17 protein-coding genes are annotated in these 19,409 nt (G+C 30.3%); 7 read left to right on the forward strand and 10 right to left on the reverse strand.

Annotated elements, in window-relative coordinates:
- The 7 genes from ACIQ2I_RS03290 to ACIQ2I_RS03320 all read left to right on the forward strand — a co-directional run.
- Nucleotides 1-902: glycosyltransferase (locus ACIQ2I_RS03290; RefSeq protein ID WP_396181003.1), on the forward strand; the 902-nt coding region annotated here is incomplete at its 5' end.
- Nucleotides 903-925: 23 nt separating this feature from the next.
- Nucleotides 926-1,684: an FkbM family methyltransferase gene (locus ACIQ2I_RS03295; protein ID WP_396181004.1), complete on the forward strand. Its 759-nt coding sequence runs from the start codon at nucleotides 926-928 to the stop codon at nucleotides 1,682-1,684.
- Between the two features lies 1 nt (nucleotide 1,685).
- On the forward strand, nucleotides 1,686-2,255 hold the full coding sequence (locus ACIQ2I_RS03300; RefSeq protein ID WP_396181005.1) for an L-threonylcarbamoyladenylate synthase: 570 nt from the start codon (nucleotides 1,686-1,688) through the stop codon (nucleotides 2,253-2,255).
- Between the two features lie 92 nt (nucleotides 2,256-2,347).
- Nucleotides 2,348-3,769 (forward strand): CCA tRNA nucleotidyltransferase, encoded by a 1,422-nt coding sequence (locus tag ACIQ2I_RS03305; RefSeq protein WP_396181006.1) that lies wholly within the window; start codon nucleotides 2,348-2,350, stop codon nucleotides 3,767-3,769.
- 103 nt (nucleotides 3,770-3,872) lie between these two features.
- The gene (locus ACIQ2I_RS03310; protein WP_396181007.1) at nucleotides 3,873-4,193 is read left to right on the forward strand and encodes a four helix bundle protein; all 321 of its coding nucleotides are present in this window, start codon (nucleotides 3,873-3,875) and stop codon (nucleotides 4,191-4,193) included.
- 45 nt (nucleotides 4,194-4,238) lie between these two features.
- A complete protein-coding gene (locus ACIQ2I_RS03315) occupies nucleotides 4,239-5,255 on the forward strand; it encodes a heme A synthase (protein WP_396181008.1) in 1,017 nt (338 codons plus the stop codon).
- Nucleotides 5,256-5,306: 51 nt separating this feature from the next.
- Nucleotides 5,307-6,077, forward strand: a complete 771-nt coding sequence (locus ACIQ2I_RS03320; protein ID WP_396181009.1) for a CDP-alcohol phosphatidyltransferase family protein — start codon at nucleotides 5,307-5,309, stop codon at nucleotides 6,075-6,077.
- A 145-nt stretch (nucleotides 6,078-6,222) separates the two neighbouring features.
- Here the strand turns inward: ACIQ2I_RS03320 and ACIQ2I_RS03325 are convergent, their stop codons facing one another.
- The 10 genes from ACIQ2I_RS03325 to ACIQ2I_RS03370 form a co-directional block, all read right to left on the reverse strand.
- A complete protein-coding gene (locus ACIQ2I_RS03325) occupies nucleotides 6,223-8,181 on the reverse strand; it encodes a DUF349 domain-containing protein (protein ID WP_396181010.1) in 1,959 nt (652 codons plus the stop codon).
- An 84-nt stretch (nucleotides 8,182-8,265) separates the two neighbouring features.
- On the reverse strand, nucleotides 8,266-9,024 hold the full coding sequence (locus ACIQ2I_RS03330; protein WP_396181011.1) for a shikimate dehydrogenase family protein: 759 nt from the start codon (nucleotides 9,022-9,024) through the stop codon (nucleotides 8,266-8,268).
- Between the two features lie 5 nt (nucleotides 9,025-9,029).
- Entirely contained in the window at nucleotides 9,030-9,746 is a 717-nt protein-coding gene (locus ACIQ2I_RS03335; protein ID WP_396181012.1) for a VTT domain-containing protein, read from the reverse strand.
- Nucleotides 9,682-11,076 carry a tetratricopeptide repeat protein gene (locus ACIQ2I_RS03340; protein ID WP_396181019.1) on the reverse strand — a complete coding sequence of 465 codons (1,395 nt, stop codon included), beginning with the start codon at nucleotides 11,074-11,076 and terminating at the stop codon, nucleotides 9,682-9,684. Before ACIQ2I_RS03340 ends, ACIQ2I_RS03335 begins: the two co-directional genes overlap by 65 nt.
- Nucleotides 11,077-11,260: 184 nt before the next feature.
- Nucleotides 11,261-12,451, reverse strand: a complete 1,191-nt coding sequence (locus ACIQ2I_RS03345) for an aspartate aminotransferase family protein (protein ID WP_396181013.1) — start codon at nucleotides 12,449-12,451, stop codon at nucleotides 11,261-11,263.
- Nucleotides 12,452-12,490: 39 nt separating this feature from the next.
- A complete protein-coding gene (locus ACIQ2I_RS03350) occupies nucleotides 12,491-14,170 on the reverse strand; it encodes an OstA-like protein (protein ID WP_396181014.1) in 1,680 nt (559 codons plus the stop codon).
- A gap of 214 nt (nucleotides 14,171-14,384) precedes the next feature.
- Nucleotides 14,385-15,656 carry an adenylosuccinate synthase gene (locus tag ACIQ2I_RS03355; protein ID WP_396181015.1) on the reverse strand — a complete coding sequence of 424 codons (1,272 nt, stop codon included), beginning with the start codon at nucleotides 15,654-15,656 and terminating at the stop codon, nucleotides 14,385-14,387.
- Between the two features lie 31 nt (nucleotides 15,657-15,687).
- Nucleotides 15,688-16,131 (reverse strand): Fur family transcriptional regulator, encoded by a 444-nt coding sequence (locus ACIQ2I_RS03360; protein WP_396181016.1) that lies wholly within the window; start codon nucleotides 16,129-16,131, stop codon nucleotides 15,688-15,690.
- A gap of 106 nt (nucleotides 16,132-16,237) precedes the next feature.
- Entirely contained in the window at nucleotides 16,238-18,457 is a 2,220-nt protein-coding gene (locus ACIQ2I_RS03365) for a RelA/SpoT family protein (protein ID WP_396181017.1), read from the reverse strand.
- 101 nt (nucleotides 18,458-18,558) lie between these two features.
- On the reverse strand, nucleotides 18,559-19,409 hold an 851-nt coding region (locus tag ACIQ2I_RS03370), incomplete at its 5' end, for a serine hydrolase (RefSeq protein ID WP_396181018.1).

A 19,409-nucleotide genomic window follows, 5' to 3' on the forward strand; every position in this document is an offset into this window, starting at 1 on the left:
ATTCTATATTAAATCAAACTTTGAAGGTTAATGAAATTATTGTTTGTGACGATCAGTCTACAGATACTACAATTGCAATTTTAGAAGATTACAGCCAAAAAAACACAGGTCTTTTTAAAATTTTTAAAAACCATGTAAATTTAAGAAGTGTAAAAAATTTTGAAAAGGCGACTTCTTTATGTACTGGTGATATTATTTTTCTTTCCGATCAAGATGATAGTTGGTTGCCCGAAAAAGTTGCAGATATTATTCGTTATTTCGAACTAAATCCTAGTATAAATGTAGTATCAACCAATGGTCACTGTATGGATGATAATTCTGAAATTATAGATAAATTTACCGTTTGGGATGTTCCTCAATTATTTATTGATAATAATGTTAAATTTGATTATTATACCTCAATTTCTTATTTTTTTAATATTGCAACAGGTGCAACAATGGCATTAAAAAAATCATTTCTTGCAGAATGTCTGCCTTTTCCTATAATTCCAAATTTTCATCATGACGAATGGTTAGCTAGAGTTTCCAGCTCAAAAAATCAATTTGCTTTTTTAACAAAAAAATATATAAAGTATAGAATTCATGATGCGCAGCAAGTTGGCGGAATAATTTATAAATTAGATAAAGGTGATAAAAAACAATTGTTAAATTTATTAGATTTAAATAATTATGAAATTAAATTTTATCAATTTAAAATAAAAATTAAGCGATTATGTAATGCCTATTATTTAATGAAAAATATAGCCAATATTGATTTAAACAATTCACTTTTTAATAAAAATATTAATGAGATAAAATTATTAGTTCAAAATCACAAATTGGCAATGAAGAATAAATACCCAATTCGGTCTTTTTTTCTATTAATTTCAGATAAAATTTTAAATAAAAGGCAATTAAATTAAATTAAAATTAAAAATTAAGTATTATGTTAAAAAAGTTAGCAAAACTAAGATTATTAAAAAAGTATTTTTCTTTAAAAGATGCCCTTTCATTATATTTTGGCTTAAAAAACAATAGTGAGGAAATTTATCTTTCTAATTTAGGAAGAAAAATATATTTACGTAAAAACACTAAGGATACAGAAACATTCGAAGAAATATTTTTATCAAGTTTGTATGACACTGCTTTGCCTATCGTTCCTAAAACAATTGTAGATGCTGGTGCAAATGTCGGTCTAGCATCATTATTTTTTAGAATGAAATATCCAAATGCAAGTATTGTCGCTATTGAAATTGAAGATAAAAATATTTTAGCCATACGCAAAAATACCGCAGATTTCACTAATTTTGAAATTAAACACAATGCCTTATTTAATAAAAAAGCATATTTTAAAATTATTGATCCTTATAACGCTACAAATAGTTTTCAAATAGTTGAAACAACCAATCCTGAAGAAGCTAATAGTACCTCAGTAACTTTAGATGAAATTTTAACTACAAAAAAATGGGAAACCATTGATGTTTTAAAAATTGATATTGAAGGAGCTGAAAAACAATTATTTGAAAGTAATTATGAAAATTGGTTGCCAAAAACTAAAATAATTATGGTTGAAACCCATGACAGAATGATTCCAAAATGTTCATTTACCGTAATGAATACAATTAATCAATTTAATTTTATTCTTTATACCACAACTGAAGGAACATTAATTTATTATAATTTAGACTACATTACACTTCCTTAAAATGATATCTATTTCTACCGAAATTAACAACGCTTACGAAGTCATAAAAAATGGTGGAATTATTTTGTACCCAACGGATACTGTTTGGGGTATTGGTTGCGATGCTTCTAATGAAGAAGCAGTAGCTAAAATTTATGCTTTAAAACAACGAGAAGAAAGTAAAAGTATGATTTGTTTAATGAATGGTGAAAAAATGATGTACCAAGTTTTTGCCAAAATTCCAGAAGTAGCTTGGGAAATTTTAGACCATTCAGAACGACCAACGACTTTAATTTTAGATCAACCAAAAAATGTAGCTAAAAATATAATTGCAGAAGATAATACGTTAGGAATCAGAATAGTAAAAGAACCATTTTGTTTTAAATTAATGGAACGTATGAAAAGACCATTAGTTTCTACCTCTGCAAATATTTCTGGAAATGCTACACCGATGAATTTCAAAGAAATTTCCCAAGAAATTATAAAAGGAGTCGACTATGTTGTAAATTTGCATCACGATAAAGTTTGCAAAAAACCATCAGCCATTATCAAATTAACTTTAGACAGTCAGGTAAAGGTGATTCGCAAATAAATGTGCCAATGTTTCGATTTTTCAATTAGCCAAAAATTGTATTCGCTTTGAAATTGACGCACTGACTAATTGTCAAATTGACCAATTAACAAATGAATTACAAACAACATTTAGAAAATAAAATTTTCAAAATCATTTCACAAGCTGCACAAGAACTAAACCTTGAAAGTTATGTGATTGGCGGTTTTGTACGTGATGTTTTATTGGAAAGAAATTATAAAAAAGACATCGATATTGTGGCTGTCGGTAGCGGTATTGAATTAGCAATAAAAGTTTCCGAATTACTTCCTAACCATCCAAAAGTACAGGTTTTTAAGAATTACGGAACGGCCATGTTACGTTATAAGGAAATGGATATTGAGTTTGTAGGCGCAAGAATAGAATCTTATACACATGATAGCAGAAATCCTTTAGTAGAAAATGGTACTTTAAACGATGACCAAAAACGTCGAGATTTTACCATTAACGCGATGGCCTTTTCATTAAATTCTTATAATTTCGGAGATTTAGTAGATCCATTTAATGGAGTTGCCGATTTAGAAAATAAAATTTTAAAAACACCTTTGCACCCAGATGTTACTTATTCTGACGATCCATTACGAATGATGCGTGCTATTCGGTTTGCTTCGCAATTGCATTTTCAGATTGATAGTGAATCGCTAAAAGCTATTACTAAAAATGCAACTAGAATTTCTATTATTTCTGGTGAAAGAATTGTAGATGAATTAAATAAGATTTTGTCATCAGAAAAACCATCTATCGGATTTTTACATTTGTATCAAACAGGTTTATTAGACCTAATTTTACCTGAATTGACCGCTCTGAATAGCGTTGAAGAAGTGGAGGGACATACACACAAAAACAATTTTTACCACACTTTAGAAGTAGTAGATAATATCTGTCTAAATACGGAAGATGTTTGGTTGCGATGGTCGGCATTATTGCATGATATCGGAAAAGCACCAACCAAAAAATTCAATAAAAAGCAAGGTTGGACGTTTCATGGACATGAATTTTTAGGCGGAAAAATGGCGAAAAAAATATTTGAAAGACTTCATATGCCCTTAAATCAGAAAATGAAGTTTGTTCAAAAAATGGTTATGATGAGTTCACGACCAATTGTAATAGCTGAAGAAATTGTAACAGATTCAGCCGTTCGTCGTTTGGTTTTTGATGCTGGTGAAGATATAGAAAATTTAATGATACTTTGCGAAGCGGACATCACCACAAAAAACAGTAAAAAATTCCAGAAATATCATAATAATTTTAAAATTGTTCGTCAGAAAATAGTTGAAGTAGAGGAGAAAGACAGAGTTCGCGTTTTTCAACCACCTATTTCTGGAGAGGAAATTATGGAACTATTCGGATTAAAACCAGGTCGAGAAATTGGTGTTTTAAAAGAAACTGTAAAAGAAGCGATTTTAGAAGGCGAAATTCCAAATGAATATGAAGCTGCTAAAGAATTTGTTCTAAAGCGTGCTGAAAAAATGGGCTTGGTTAGAGTTGCAAAGTAGCAGAGTTGCAAAGTTACAGAGTAAAAAATACTGATTAATTGATAATTTTAGATATTTAAATAACAGTGAAGACATTTAGAGACTTACTTATTTGGCAGAAGCAATGACGTTAGTTACAAACTGTTATGCTGTTTCAGCTGGTTTTCCTAAGGAGGAACAATTTGGCCTTACTTCGCAAATAAGAAGATGTGCCATTTCAATTCCAAGTAATATTTCGGAAGGTTTTGGAAGAGGGACAAATAAAGATTATTATAGATTTTTAACTATTTCTTTAGGCTCACTTTTCGAATTTCAAACACAAGTTGAAATTGCATATAACTTGAAATATATTACTTTAGAAAATTTCAATACACTTTACGATGATAGTAGAGAACTAGAGAGAATGTTAACTTCTTTCATGAACAAAATAAAACAAACCCTGTAACTTTTCAACTTTGAAACTCTGCAACTTTGAAACTTAATAAAACAAATGAAAAAATACTTTCTTACAACAGCAAAAACAGCTTTAATTTTAGTTTATTTAGTAATACTAGCTGGTGCCTTGGTTCGTATGACTGGTTCAGGAATGGGTTGTCCAGATTGGCCAAAATGCTTCGGATATTATATTCCACCAACTGAGCAGAAAGAACTTGAATTTAAACCTAATAATTCTTACGATGAAGGACAAGTTATTATTAAAAATGAGGGTTTACTTGTGGCAAAATTAGACTTTACTGCATCTTCTTCCTTTTCAGAAAGTAATTGGGAAGCATATACCAAACACGATTATGCTATTTTTAACCCACTACATACATGGATTGAGTTTATTAATAGATTACTAGGTGCTTTGGCTGGAGTTGCATGTTTTATTACTTTTATTCTAGCATTTGGATTTTGGAAAGAAAATAAAAAAATAGTAGTTTATTCGCTTTTGGTTTGTTTACTTATGGGCTTTCAAGCTTGGTTGGGAAAAACAGTTGTGGATTCGGTATTAAGTCCAGTTAAAATTACCACTCATATGTTAACTGCCTTTTTAATTGTTGCTATGCAATTGTATGTTATTTATGTAGTTTCAGCTAAAAATAATATCAGAAAATACGACAAAAAGTTTAATATCATGCTTGTTTTGGTTTTGCTTCTTACAATTATTCAAGTGGTTTTAGGAACATATGTTCGTGAGTTTATAGACACAATTGAAAAATCGGGTGCTCCAAAAACGTTTTGGTTGTTACATCCTGAAATTACATTTTACTTTCACCGAAGTTTTTCAATAGTTGTCCTTTTGGCTAATTTATATTTACTACTTCGAAACAGAAATCTTAAATTGGGTTTTGAAAAAGTAAATTGGGTGGTTCGAATTTTAATTTTTGAAATTATTTCTGGAGTGATTATGGTGTACGTCGATTTCCCTTTCGGAAGTCAAACCTTACATTTGGTATTGGCGACATTCTTATTTAGTCTGCAATTTTATTTACTTTTAGAAAATAAAAAAATAACAGAAAAATAATATTACTTTTGCAGTCCGACTATATTGTCACAAGTCTTTTAGATTCATTTAATGTCTAAACTCGCAGCCCAAGATAAATTTCTAGATTTATCGGATTACGGAAGATCTTTTGGAAGATTTTTGGCACTTCAATTAAAAGAAACACGTTTTACACCCATTCATGTTACCTTATTATTTGGGCTTTCTGGTTTAATTGCAATTTATTGTATGTTAAACCAATATTATTTTGCAGCAGCATTTTTTATCATCTTAAAATCTGGAATTGATGCCGCTGATGGTGAATTAGCCCGTTTGAAAAACACACCATCCTATTCGGGAAGGTATTTAGATAGTGTTTTCGATATAATCTTAAATTTCATGTTTTTCATGACTATATGTTATATGTCCAAAAGTACAATTTGGTATTCATCTCTTGCTTTTATATGTATTCAACTACAAGGTACTTTATACAATTATTATTATGTTATTTTAAGAAATAAATCAATTGGAGGCGATACAACTAGTAAAATATTTGAGTACAAAACACCAAAAGCGTTACCAGGTGAATCGCAAAAGTTGGTAACTATTTTATTTGGAATTTATACTGTAGTTTATGGTCTTTTTGATAAAGTTATTCATTTATTAGACCCAAATGCCTACAAAATTAAAACATTTCCCAATTGGTTTATGACGTTAGTTTCTTTTTACGGATTGGGTTTTCAATTGCTAATTATTGCTCTATTATTAACGTTTGGTTGTATTGAATTTATTGTACCTTTTTTTATTTTGTATTCGGCATTCATACTTGTATTAATAGGTATTAGAAAAAAAGTTATTCATTAACCAATTTATTCTTTAAATTAATCAACTCGTTAACTAAAAAAATATGTTGCCATTTATTATTTTTTAGGGATGAATTGTATGTTTGATACTATTTAAATAAAAAAAGACTGCAATTAGCAGTCTTTTAAATATAATGAAGTAAGAATTAAATACTATTCAACTTTATGAGTTTGTCTTTCCAAGTCTGTAATTCTTCTTTATGTTTTTCAATATTGTTTTGAACTTCTTTTATAAATGGATTATTTCCTTTTGCATTGCTGAAAAAACCAATATTGTTTTCTAATTGATTGATTTCATGATTCAACTCATCAATTTTTCTTCTCATAAAAATTTGTTCGTTAGCAATTGCTCTTTGGTCGTTTCCTTCCGAAAGTTGGTCTAAACGGTTGCTAAATTTCATCATTTCAGCGTCCTTTTTAGACAAACTTAGTTTTTCAAACAAAGCATCTAAAATTTTATTGAATTTTCCTTCAATATGACGACGATTTTGAGGCACTTTACCAAATTCTTTCCAAGCAGCAATATGTGCTTTAATAGCGTCTAAATCTGTTTTATGATCTCCTACAAGTGCAAATGCACGTATGATTTCCAAATATTCTTTTTTCTTTTCAAATGCTTCAACTTCTACGCCTATTTCTTCTTTTCTTGAATCGTGTAATCGGTCAAAATAAGCATTACAAGTTTTTTTGAACGTTTCCCAAATTTCATCAGAAAGTTTTCTTGGCACATGACCAATTTTTTTCCATTCTTCTTGAACTTGTTTCATAATTGGAGTTGTAGCATCAAAATCTTCTGTGTCAATATAAGATTTTGCTTTCTCTATTAAGGCCAATTTTAACTCTAAATTACGATGTTGTTCGTTTTTTATATCTTTATAAAATGAATTTTTTGTAGCATTAAATGTACGAACTGCATTTTTAAAGTTGCTCCAAGTAAGTTCAGTCACTTCTGCTGGTACACGACCGGCTTTAAAGAACGCATCACGTAACGCTTCTAATTTTATAATTTGATTTTGCCATTCACCGTGATTATTCACTTTTTCAGTACTTAATGCAATTACTTCAGCAATAATTTCATTTTTTAGAGCTAAGTTTTCTTGCTCTTTTTCTTTAAATTGAGAGGATAATGCTTCGCGTTTATCGTGAAGAATTTTAGTTATTTCACTAAATTCTTGCCAAATTTTTTCTCTATTTTCTTTGTCAACTGGCCCAATTTCTTCTTTCCAAACACGGTGTAATAACTGTAGTTCTCTGAAAGATTTGGTTAGATCTGGTTGTTCAACTAAAAGTTTAGCTTTTGCTATAATTTCTAACTTCTGCTCTAAATTATTCTTAAAATCTGCGTCTCTAATTTCTCTATCTAAATGAACAATTTCGTAAAATCTATCAACATGAAAATGAAAATTATTCCAAACTAAATTGTATTTGTCTTTTGGTATGGCTCCAGAGTTTTTCCAACGTTCTCTAATGTCGTTGAATTTTTTAAACATTTCTGAAATATTAGAATCAGTACTAGCAATTAATGCTTTTAATTCTTCTATTAACGTTGTTTTCTCTGTTAAATTATTTTTTAATTGATTTTCAATATTTTTAAAATTCGTATTTTTTTTGTTACGAAAAGTATCTAATAACTGATCAAATTTTACTTTTATTGGGGAATGATATTCAAATTCTGTAGAAGTTTCATTTTCAGCATAATAGGCAATCCTTTTTTCTTCAATTAACTGGTTAAATTGATTTAAAAATGCTTTTTTTACATCTTCAATTTGATTTTTGTAAGCTAATGCTTTTTCATGACCAACAAATGTAGCCAATTCAGCAACTAATTCTTCTAATGAAAGACTTTCGTATTCCTTAACTTCAATCTCTAAATCGGAATCAATAGAACCATCTTCACTAGCTTCAGCTAAATGATTATCTATTTCATCTTGAGCAGAACCGGTTATTTCTTCATCTAAAATTTGTGAAACCGTTTCAGTATCAGTTACTTCTAAAACTTGACTTTCTATTTCATTTTCTTCTGAAATAGGTGCGTGGTTTTCAATTGGAGTTGTTTCTTCTTGTCCATCTGCTTGTTGCAGGTTATCATTCAATTCTTCTAACATGTTATTATGCTTAAGTTAAGGGCTCGAAGATACCAAAAGAGGAGGAAAGTACAAAGAAATTGTACTAAAATATCAAATTAAATGTTATTTGTTCCAGATTAACCAAGCTTTTTCTGCTTGATTAATTAACATTTCCAGACCATTTTTTGTAACAGCACCTGATTTTTTAGCTTTTTTCAGGAAAGTACTTTCTTCAGGGTTATACACCAAATCAAAAGCGATATGATTGGCTGTAAATAAGGAATAATCTAATTTTGGTGATTCAGAAATATTTGGAAATGTTCCAAGTGGTGTGGTATTAATTATGATTTGATATTCATTAAAAATAGCTGCATTTATTTCCTTATATCCAATTTCATATTCCGTAGGATTTCGAGACACAAAATCAAATTCAATATTTAGTTTTTTTAAGGCGAAAGCAACAGCTTTGCTAGCGCCTCCTGTACCTAAAATTAATGCTTTTTTATGCTTTTTTTTTAACATAGGTTGTATTGATTTTTTAAACCCATAAAAATCGGTATTGTAACCTTTTAATTTATTATTTTTAGAAATAGATATACAGTTTACTGCGCCAATTTTTTTAGCGTTATTTGAAATTTTATCTAAAAAAGGAAGAATAGATTCTTTGTAAGGTATCGTAACATTTAGACCAACTAACCCTTTTGTCTTATCAATAATTTCAGTAAATTCTTTTATATTTTCAATATCATAATTTTCATATTCACAATTGTGAAAATGATTATTTATGAATTTCTCCGAGAAGTATTTTTTTGAAAAGGAATAACTTATATTTTTACCTATAAGTCCAAACTTGCGCTGTTTCTTTTGTGATTTATAATTCATTTTTGTTACGATTTATTAAATTTGGATTTAAAAATTTTAATAAAAATCGGTAATACAGAAATCAAAATAATTCCTAAAACTAGTTTTTCAAAATTGTTTTTCACCACCTCAAATTGCCCTAAAAAATAGCCTAAAAGCGTAATTCCGGCAACCCAAAGTACGGCACCTAAAATACAATTTAGAATGTAATTTTTATATTTCATACTTCCGGCTCCAGCTACAAATGGTGCAATTGTTCTTACAATAGGCACAAAACGTGCCATTATGACCGCTTTTCCGCCATTTTTTTCAAAGAATACTTCTGTTTTTTCAATATATTCTCTTTTTAAGAATAGAATTTTCTTTTTTTGTTTTATTAATTCCCCAAATTTATGTCCTACAAAATAATTTAAATTATCACCTAAAAGTGCTGCAACAATTAATAATGGGATAACGATAATTAAGCTTAATTTTCCCGTTGTTGCTGCAATTACTCCTATTGCAAAAAGCATTGAGTCACCTGGTAATAATGGCATGATTACAAAACCAGTTTCAATAAAAACAACTAGAAATAAAATAAAATATATTAATGTATTATATTGGTCAATTAATTGTGTAATAACGGTTAAAGGATCTTTTAAAAAATGCAATAAGAAGTCAATAATTTCCATAAATGGCTTATGATGTGTGTTTTTTAATGCTATTTTGTACAGATTTGCATTCCCATACGTTCGGAAAAGCATCTTTTAAAATATAATTTTTATTAAAATCTGATGCTAAGGCAACATGTAAAGCAGCAATGGCGTTTGATTCTTCTTCAATATTATAAAACAAGCCTACTAAACGATATAAAATCTCTGCTTCATTTGGATACAATTCTTTAGCTTGATTTAATATTTCAAATGCAGCGTTTACTTCGCCTAAAACGTACAAAACATCGCTCCATGAAATAAAATTATCTAATCCTACATCGCCATTTTCAAATGCTTTTCTGTAGCCTTCTTCTGCTTCTTCAAATAAATTAAGGTATTGATTTATAGTAGCATAACGTCTCCAATATAGTGTGTTTTCACCATCAATTCCAATAGCTTTATTTATGTAGTATAATGATTTTTGGTAATTTTCTTGTTTGATGTAAAAATCAGTTATAGTTAGCCAAGCTTTATCTAACAAAGGATCTTCGTGAACAGTTTTTAAGTAAAAAATAAGTGCTTGTTCTGTATTACCAAGTTTTTCATAACATTTTCCAATGCGTAAATAAGCAAAAGATGTTGGATCGTCTAATTCAATTGTAATCAAATAACAATCAATGGCTTCTTGGTATCGCTGGAGTCTTTCTAATGATTTTGCTTTTTCTAAGAAAGCACCTAAAAAACCTTCATCAATAATGCAAGCATAATCAAAGGCCCAAACGGCTTTTTCATAACTTTTTAAAGCATAAAATTGGCGTCCAATTTGATGCCACGCGACTTCACTATATGGATTTTTGTCAATAAATTTTTCTAAATATTCAATAGCCTCCTGATTTTGGTCTAAAAAATCAAAACAGTATACTACATTGTATAAGGCAGAAAAATCGGCTTCGTCATTTTCTAAGCATAAAATGAAGTTTTCTTTTGCTAGTTCTAAGCTATCCATAAATAGATATTCCATTCCAATCATGGAATAAATATCTGCTTCATCATCTGTGTAGCGTAGCGCAATTTGTAAATGTTCGATAGCTTTATCGTGTTGGTCTCTTTTAGAACAAATGTTGGCGCGTTGAATAAAAACTTCTTCATTTGTAGGTTCTAACAAAGCGATTTCGTTTAAAATCTTTTCAGCTTGTTCAATTTTGTCTTCATAAATTAATAATTCAACATGAACTAACTTCAATCCATTAGATTTTGGATGTTGTTCTAAACCCAATCGTAGCGCTTTTTTTGCTAAATTGATTCGTCCCGTATCCATATAGTGTAAAACAATGTCTTCAAATTCTTCCGAATCAAAGAAAAAAACCTTGTTGGTTTTTAGCATCGATTCGAATTTAGAAAGCGATAATTTGTTTTCTTCCTCTTCTTCATTATGGCTCATATTCATAGCAACAACTTTTTAAAAGTTACAGTAATAAAATTACGTAATTTAATGCTTGCAAATTCTTTGCCAAGTGTATCTTTTGAACAATTTAATTAACATTTTTCAATATCAAAAATCAATGTCAATATCAAAAATCAATGTCAACATCAAAAATCAATTATAAAAATATAAAAAGTGTGTATTAAAGGTTTAAAGTCAATATTTCGTCCATAACTTCTAGTAATAATTGACAACCTTCCTCAATTTCTTCATTGGAAATGGTTAATGGCGGGGTAATTCTGATGGCTGTTCCTTCAAATAATAACCAAAATAAAATTAAACCACGTTTATGACATCGTAAAATAACTTCGTTAGTAATATTCGAATTTTTTGTCATTGCAGCCAGCATTAATCCTTTTCCACGAACCTCAATAATCAGAGGGTGCACCAATAATTTTCTAAAAAGAATTTCTTTTTCTAAGGTTTCCGCTATTAAATTCGTTTCGGTAATTTCTTGCAAAGTGGCCAAACAAGCTGCAGCAATTACGGGATGCCCACCAAAAGTAGTGATATGTCCCAATTTCGGATTGTCATATAATAAATCCATATGTGCTTCGGAGGCAACAAACGCGCCAACTGGCATGCCGCCACCCATACCTTTACCAATGACTAAAACATCTGGAATGCAATCGTAGTTTTCAAAACCGAATAATTTTCCGGTACGACCAAATCCGGGTTGAATCTCATCTATAATTAACATTGCACCAACTTCTGTACATCGTGCACGAACTTTTTTTAGAAAACCGTTTTGAGGTTGAATAAAACCCGCGCCACCTTGGATAGATTCTAGGATAATTCCTGCCGTTTTTGTTGTGATTTTCTGTATGTCTTCTTCGTTGTTAAACGTAATGAACTCGACATCAGGAAGTAATGGTCTGAACACTTGTTTACGTTCTTCAAAACCCATGACGCTTAAACTTCCCATTGTATTTCCATGATACGCATTATGGCAAGATATAAATTGACTTCTTCCTGTAACTCTTCGAGCTAATTTTAATGCGCCTTCAGTAGCTTCGGTTCCAGAACTTACTAAATACGTTTTTTTTAAGGGATAAGGAAGATGTTCGGCTAATAATTTACAATATTCAGTTGCAGGATTTTGGGCATATTCGCCATAAACCATTACGTGTGAATATTTATCTAATTGGTCTTTTATGGCATTTTTTACGCGCTCATTTTGATGTCCTAAACTACATGCTGAAACTCCCGCCACAAAATCTAAATATTTATTTCCAGAAGTGTCGTAAATATAAGAACCTTTAGCATGTGAAATTTCCATAGCTAATGGGTGAGGCGTGGTTTGTGCTTGATATTTAAAGAAATCTTGTAACATTTTTTTGGTTTTTAGATGAAGGTTTAAAGGTGTTGGAATTTAAAGCTTTTTACTTTTCACTTTTTCCTTTTTTCCATACTCTGTAGTTTCTTTTAGAACGGACATTGGTTTTTTCTCTTCTTTTTCTTTCTTTTTGGTTTCGACTTTTACTTTATCGTCGATGCTTTTTTCTTCAGCAGGAAAAATATCTTCAAGAGTATTTATTTTTTCTTCTATTCGCCAAATAAAACCTCGAAGTCGTCTTGCGTTTTTTGGAAATTCTTTATCTGGATAGGTATCGCTTAAAATTTGTTTAAAAGAAGTAAGTTCTAAAATTTTATTATTTTCTAATTGCATATTGATACTACTTGAAACGCCTTTATCAATGCCAACCATTTCATTTTCATCGTTATACATAAAATAAATTTTCTCGGTATTTTTTATCAAATCTACTTCGTATAATTTATTATCCCTAAACTTTCCGTATAAAAATTGTCCTTTCACTTGATTGAAATTGTCTTCTCCAATAGTGTCTTTTTGAACCAAAAAGGCATTATTAAGTATTTTTAACGAATCTAATTTTTCGGTTTTATTATTGCCTATTAGATGAATTACGTCACCCGTCATTTGATTGTCGGCATTCCAAACTACTGGTCTTCCTATAAGTTTTGTGAGTTGTGATTTATTGTTAGAATGAATGGAATCGCATTTTCCACTCATATCGGTTTTAAAAAATCGCACATTATTAAAAGCTCTAATGGTTCTATCTTCTTGCGGACCTGTAACTAATATTTTTTTACCGTGTAAATACATAGTATCTTTTTCTACTAATGTTTTTACTAATGCTTTTTTGGTAATAAACATGGAATCTTTTTTGGTGCTGCCAATATTTCGGTATACTTCTGCGTAATGTCCGGTAGCAATCATATTGTTAATTGTATCCGTTATTTTTACATTATTGGTAGCTTTTGCAAAATTTTTCTTTCGGTCGTAATTGATAATATCGCCTTCAACTTTCCGATTGTTGTACACGATATTGGATTTATCTAAAAGCCTTCCAACATCATTTTTGGTGTCATAAAAAGCATTTGTAGTGTTAATTACATTATCTTTACTTGTAATCGTACTTGGACCGTAAACGTAGGCGTGTCCTGAATTGTCGTAAAAATCTAAATTATTGGTTTTAATAGTAACTTGCGGATTTACAACCGTTACAGCCGTTTTGAAAACGTATTTTTTTGATGTTATAATATATTTTCCGAATTTACTTTTTAAAGTATTTTCTTTATTTATAATAGTTCCCCAACTTTTAAAATACGCCTCTTGTTTATTTCTGTCAAAGTTAATCGTATCCGTTGTTAAATTAGAATCGGGCGAACGCAAATTAACATTTCCAGTTGCAAATGCTTGAAGCGTTTTTCCGTTGTATTCTGCATATCGGCTATTCATTACAATGGTATCGCCTTGGTTTAATATTACGTTTCCAAATGCTTTTACATAATCTTCATCGGTATAATGATAGGCTTTATTACAATTAATTAGTACGCCATTATGTTGCACTTGAACATTTCCCGTAAAAATAATGGCACCAGGAATTTCATTTTGATTTTTATCTATAAAATCAGAATGTAAAATTTTTATCCCATTAGGATTTGAAGGTGCAATAGGTTGATTAGTAATTTGAGCATTTCCAAACCATATGGAAAATACCAAAACGACAGCATACAAATATTTTCTCAATTTCTCAATTTTTGTCAAATTTAAGTAAAATGTATAATAATGAATGCGTATTAAGAATATTTTATGGTTTTATTGATAGGAACCCGGATATAAAGGATTTTAAACGATAAAAAAATAACCGCAAATTTCAGATTTGAATATAATTCATCTGTGAAGCTGCGGTTTTGTTTATGTGATATACTGAAACGAATTCAGTATGACAAAAATGTGTAACTTATCTTGTAATTGTTTGTGTTCTGTCTGGCCCTACAGAAACTACTTTTATGGGCACTTCTAATTCTTTTTCAATGAATTCAATATATTCTTTTAATTCTGAAGGCAATTCCTCGTAAGTTGTCATACCTGTTAAATCAGCTTGCCAACCTTTCATTTCTTTATAAATAGGTTGCACATTTTCAGGCTCAATGTTAAATGGGAAGTGTTTTAAAATTTCTCCTTTGTACTTGTATTCGGTACAAACTTTTAACGTTTCAAATCCAGATAATACGTCACCTTTCATCATATATAATTCGGTAACACCATTTACTTCAACAGCATATTTTAAAGCCACTAAATCTAACCAGCCACAACGACGGGCACGACCAGTAACTGAACCAAATTCGTTACCAATTTTTGCCATATTTGCACCCACTTCATCAAACAATTCGGTTGGAAAAGGACCACTTCCTACACGAGTGGTGTATGCTTTAAAAATTCCAAAAACTTCTTTTACTCTGTTTGGTGCAATTCCTAATCCTGTACAAGCTCCAGCTGCAGTTGTGTTAGAAGATGTTACAAATGGATAGGTACCAAAATCAACATCTAATAAAGAACCTTGAGCGCCTTCGGCTAAAATGGTTTTTCCTGCTTTTAATGCTTTGTTTAGATACTCTTCTGAATCAATGAAAGTTAAGGTTTTTAATTCTTCAACCGCCGCAAAAAATTCAGTTTCCATTTCTGCTAAATTATATTGTAAATCTACATCATAAAAAGCAATTATGGCTTCGTGTTTATCTGCTAAAGCACGGTATCTTTCATTAAAATCAGCCATTTCTAAATCTCCAATTCGTAAGCCATTTCTACCGGTTTTATCCATATAAGTAGGGCCAATTCCTTTTAAAGTAGAACCAATTTTAGCTTTTCCTTTTGAAGCTTCAGAAGCCGCATCAAGTAAACGATGTGTTGGTAAAATTAAATGCGCTTTTCTTGACAAGAATAATTTAGACTTAATATTTAAATTAAATTTTTCTAAACTTTCAATTTCTTTTTGAAAAACTACCGGATCCATTACTACGCCATTTCCTATGATATTTACATTATTTTTATGAAAAATGCCTGAAGGAATCGTTCTTAAAACATGTTTGATACCATCAAATTCAAGGGTGTGTCCTGCATTCGGACCGCCTTGAAAACGCGCAATAATATCGTATTTTGAAGTTAATACATCGACGATTTTTCCTTTTCCTTCGTCACCCCATTGTAATCCAAGTAGTAAATCTACATTCATTGTGTTTTTTGCTTTGAATGGACAATTGTCCCTATTTATTAATTTTTTTTGTTCCGTAGAAATATAAGGAATGTGTTTCTATATCAATTCCAAACATTTCTTCCATAGTTTGTTTTATTTGCTGAATACGTGGGTCGCAAAATTCAATTACTTCTCCAGTATCGGTTAAAATAATATGGTCGTGTTGCTTGTCAAAATAGGACTTTTCATAATGTGCTTGGTTTTGCCCAAATTGATGACGACGCACTAATTTACAATCCAATAATAATTCTATTGTATTGTATAAAGTGGCACGAGAAACACGATAATTTTTGTTTTTCATTTTGATATATAAGGATTCTATATCAAAATGTTCTTGATTTTCGTATACTTCTTGAAGTATCGCGTAACGTTCAGGCGTTTTGCGATGTCCTTTTTCTTCAAGGTATTTTATAAAAACGTTTTTTACCGTTTCTTGGTTTTTATTGTTATCCATTTTAAGTTTAAATGAAAGATAGGCAAAGATAGTAAAAAGTGATTAGTGAAAAGCAAAAAAAAACATTAACTCATTGATATGATTTACAAAACACATAATTTATATTTTAGTTGTTATAAACCCTAGTAACTTTATCAATGCCTTCTACTTTTTTAATGTTTTCAATTAACTTTTTAAGAATGACATTATTTTGTACCATAACGGTAATTTGACCTTTGAAAATTCCTGCCTCAGAATTTAGACTGATGCTTTGAATGTTTACGTGCATTTGATTTGAAATGACTTTGGTTAGTTGGTTGGTTAAACCCATAACATCCATTCCTGTAATTTTTAAAATAGCATTAAATTCTTCCTGAGTAGAGTCTATCCATTTGGCTTGAACAATTCTATAAGCAAAGTTAGATTGTAAACTAATCGCGTTTGGACAATCCATTTTATGCACTTTTATGCCTTCATTTATGGTAACAAAGCCAAAAACAAGATCGCCAGGAATTGGGCTACAACATGGAGAAAATTTATACTCTAATTTGCTTTGTTCGGCACCAAAAACCAGTAAATCAAGTTGCTCTTTGGTTTTATTTTTTTGATTTTTATCGTTAGTAACACTAGTACTTCTTTTGATTGTTTTCTTAAAAAAGTTAACCAAAGTATTGCCTTTCTGTGCGGCATAATCTCGTAATTGTTGATTTTCAATTGCTCCAATCCCAACACGATAAAACAAATCTAAACTAGTTTTTAACTTCAAAAAATTTACCAGCTCGTTAATAGAATCCTCGTTTAATGTTATTTTTAAATGACGAAGTTTTCTGGTTAATATTTCTCGTCCTTCTTCGCCAATTTTTTTAATATCTTCGTTTAAAACATTCTTGATTTTAGTTTTGGCTCTAGATGTAGAAACATAATCCAGCCAATGAATAGTTGGTTTTTGATTTTGCGAAGTAATAATTTCTACTTGATCGCCACTATTTAAAATATAATTTAGAGGAACTAATTTTCCATTAACTTTAGTGCCTCTAGTTTTTACACCAATTTCCGAGTGAATACTAAATGCAAAATCGAGTGTAGTAGCACCTTTTGGCAATGATTTTATTTCTCCCTTTGGCGTGAAAATATATATTTCTTTTGCATATAAATTTAACTTAAAATCTTCAACAAAATCTACTGCATTATTATTCGAATTTTCAAGCGCCTCTTTAAGTTGATTTAGCCATATTTCTAAACTATTTTCTTCAGTTGCTCCAGTTTTATATTTATAATGTGCTGCGTAACCCTTTTCTGCAATTTCATCCATTCGTTCACTTCGAACCTGAATTTCCACCCAACGACCTAATGGTCCCATTACAGTAATGTGTAGCGCTTCATAGCCTGTTGATTTTGGAGAAGAAATCCAATCACGTAAACGACTTGGACTAGGTCTGTAATGGTCAGTAACCACAGAATAAATTTTCCAAGCTAAGAATTTTTCATCATGAAGATTGGATTTGTAAATAATTCTAAGGGCAAATTTATCGTATACTTCATCAAAAGTTACCCCTTGAACTTTCATTTTTCTTCGGATTGAATAAATAGATTTTGGTCTACCTTTAATAATAAAATCTATACCTTCCGTAGTCATAGATTGACTTAAAATATCCGAAATAGATTTTATATAGATGTCTTGCTCTTCTTTGGTTTCTTTAATTTTGCCAACAATATCTGCATAAACTTCGGGCTCGGTGTATTTTAATCCTAAATCTTCTAATTGGGTTTTAATATTATAAAGTCCTAAACGATGAGCAAGAGGTGCGTAAATATATAAAGTTTCTGATGCAATTTTTGCTTGTTTGAAGTCAGACATGCCGTCCATGGTTTGCATATTGTGCAATCTATCGGCAAGTTTTATTAAAATTACTCTAACATCATCATTAAGCGTAAGGAGCATTTTTCTGAAATTTTCTGCTTGAAGCGAAATTTCTTGGTCGTTTTTTACTTTTGGAATTTTGGTTAATCCTTCAACAATTTTGGCTATTTTAGGATTAAACATTTTTTCAATGTCAGAAATAGTAATGTCGGTATCTTCCACTACATCATGAAGTAGGGCAGAGGCAATACCAGTAGAACCTAAACCAATTTGTGAAGCTACAATTTTTGCTACAGCAATTGGATGAAAAATATATGCTTCGCCAGATTTTCTTCTTTGTTCTTTATGCGCATCCACTGACACATCAAAAGCCTTACGAATTATTTTTTTATCATCAGCTGTTAAACTTTGATAACTAATACGAAGTAACTCTTTATATTCTTGGGCAATGGCTTTGTTTTCAGCTTCTAAATCAATCTCGGTCATATTCAATTTTTGTAGAACATAAAAATAGTGTTTAAAATCTAGATTCCAAAAAAGAATTTAATTTTTTTTAGGTAGGTTTACTAAAATCTGTTCTACTTATATCACTTCTTATTAAAATCTAAATCTTGAAAGTCGTAACTAAAATCTGTTAATTCAGAGATAGCAGTCATTTTAATATTGGTATTGTTTGCTGAATAAGTGATAAAAGCGTCTGCATTAAAGCTTCTGTTGAACCATTTTACGACAAATGTATTGTCTTTGTAAAAGAAAATTTCACCAGCTAATTGTGGTGAACGCTCTGAATTGAAATACATTTTTCCTTTTTTCTCAGAAATGGTAATGCTACCAAACCAATTGTCTTTGAAAGTTCCCGTGAAGTTTTTCGTATCAACTTTGACTTTATTTTTTTGATTTTCTACTATTTTTACCCAAACTTCTGTGGTTACTTTATCCGCTTCTGCAATATTGTTTTTTTCTCGGTCACTAAAAATCTTCACATAATCTTTGTACTCAATTTTTAAATAAGCATCTTTTATAGTGTTTGTTATAGCATTAAAAGCTGCTCCCGATTGTTGATTGGTTAGTACAACAATTCCTAAATTTAATTCTGGAATAAGTGTAACTTGCGTAACAATTCCTTCTAATCCGCCGGTATGTGTAATTTGTTTGTAACCTTTTACATCGCTTAAAAACCAACCTAATCCATAACCAGAAAAATGAGTAAAATAAGGCTCTTTAGTTTTTACAGGAATGATGGTTTGTAATTGCCACATTTCGTTATGTTGTGCTTCCGAGAATAGTTTATATTGTTTTTCTAAACCGTATTTTCCTTGTTGTAATTGCATAATCATCCATTTACTCATATCGTTTACAGAAGAATAAATTCCAGCAGCAGCATCAAAAGTTTGATTTTTGTAACGTGATATAACTTTTAATTTGCCATCCGTTGGTA

This window comes from Flavobacterium sp., from assembly GCF_044368995.1.
Classification (GTDB): domain Bacteria; phylum Bacteroidota; class Bacteroidia; order Flavobacteriales; family Flavobacteriaceae; genus Flavobacterium.

Bases quoted from the DNA above. Each gene is read 5' to 3' on its own strand.
- ACIQ2I_RS03295 (WP_396181004.1), top strand. From the start codon at position 926: ATGTTAAAAAAGTTAGCAAAACTAAGATTATTAAAAAAGTATTTTTCT.
- ACIQ2I_RS03300 (WP_396181005.1), top strand. From the start codon at position 1,686: ATGATATCTATTTCTACCGAAATTAACAACGCTTACGAAGTCATAAAA.
- ACIQ2I_RS03305 (WP_396181006.1), top strand. From the start codon at position 2,348: ATGAATTACAAACAACATTTAGAAAATAAAATTTTCAAAATCATTTCA.
- ACIQ2I_RS03310 (WP_396181007.1), top strand. From the start codon at position 3,873: ATGACGTTAGTTACAAACTGTTATGCTGTTTCAGCTGGTTTTCCTAAG.
- ACIQ2I_RS03315 (WP_396181008.1), top strand. From the start codon at position 4,239: ATGAAAAAATACTTTCTTACAACAGCAAAAACAGCTTTAATTTTAGTT.
- ACIQ2I_RS03320 (WP_396181009.1), top strand. From the start codon at position 5,307: ATGTCTAAACTCGCAGCCCAAGATAAATTTCTAGATTTATCGGATTAC.
- ACIQ2I_RS03325 (WP_396181010.1), bottom strand. From the start codon at position 8,181: ATGTTAGAAGAATTGAATGATAACCTGCAACAAGCAGATGGACAAGAA.
- ACIQ2I_RS03330 (WP_396181011.1), bottom strand. From the start codon at position 9,024: ATGAATTATAAATCACAAAAGAAACAGCGCAAGTTTGGACTTATAGGT.
- ACIQ2I_RS03335 (WP_396181012.1), bottom strand. From the start codon at position 9,746: ATGCTTTTCCGAACGTATGGGAATGCAAATCTGTACAAAATAGCATTA.
- ACIQ2I_RS03340 (WP_396181019.1), bottom strand. From the start codon at position 11,076: ATGAGCCATAATGAAGAAGAGGAAGAAAACAAATTATCGCTTTCTAAA.
- ACIQ2I_RS03345 (WP_396181013.1), bottom strand. From the start codon at position 12,451: ATGTTACAAGATTTCTTTAAATATCAAGCACAAACCACGCCTCACCCA.
- ACIQ2I_RS03355 (WP_396181015.1), bottom strand. From the start codon at position 15,656: ATGAATGTAGATTTACTACTTGGATTACAATGGGGTGACGAAGGAAAA.
- ACIQ2I_RS03360 (WP_396181016.1), bottom strand. From the start codon at position 16,131: ATGGATAACAATAAAAACCAAGAAACGGTAAAAAACGTTTTTATAAAA.
- ACIQ2I_RS03365 (WP_396181017.1), bottom strand. From the start codon at position 18,457: ATGACCGAGATTGATTTAGAAGCTGAAAACAAAGCCATTGCCCAAGAA.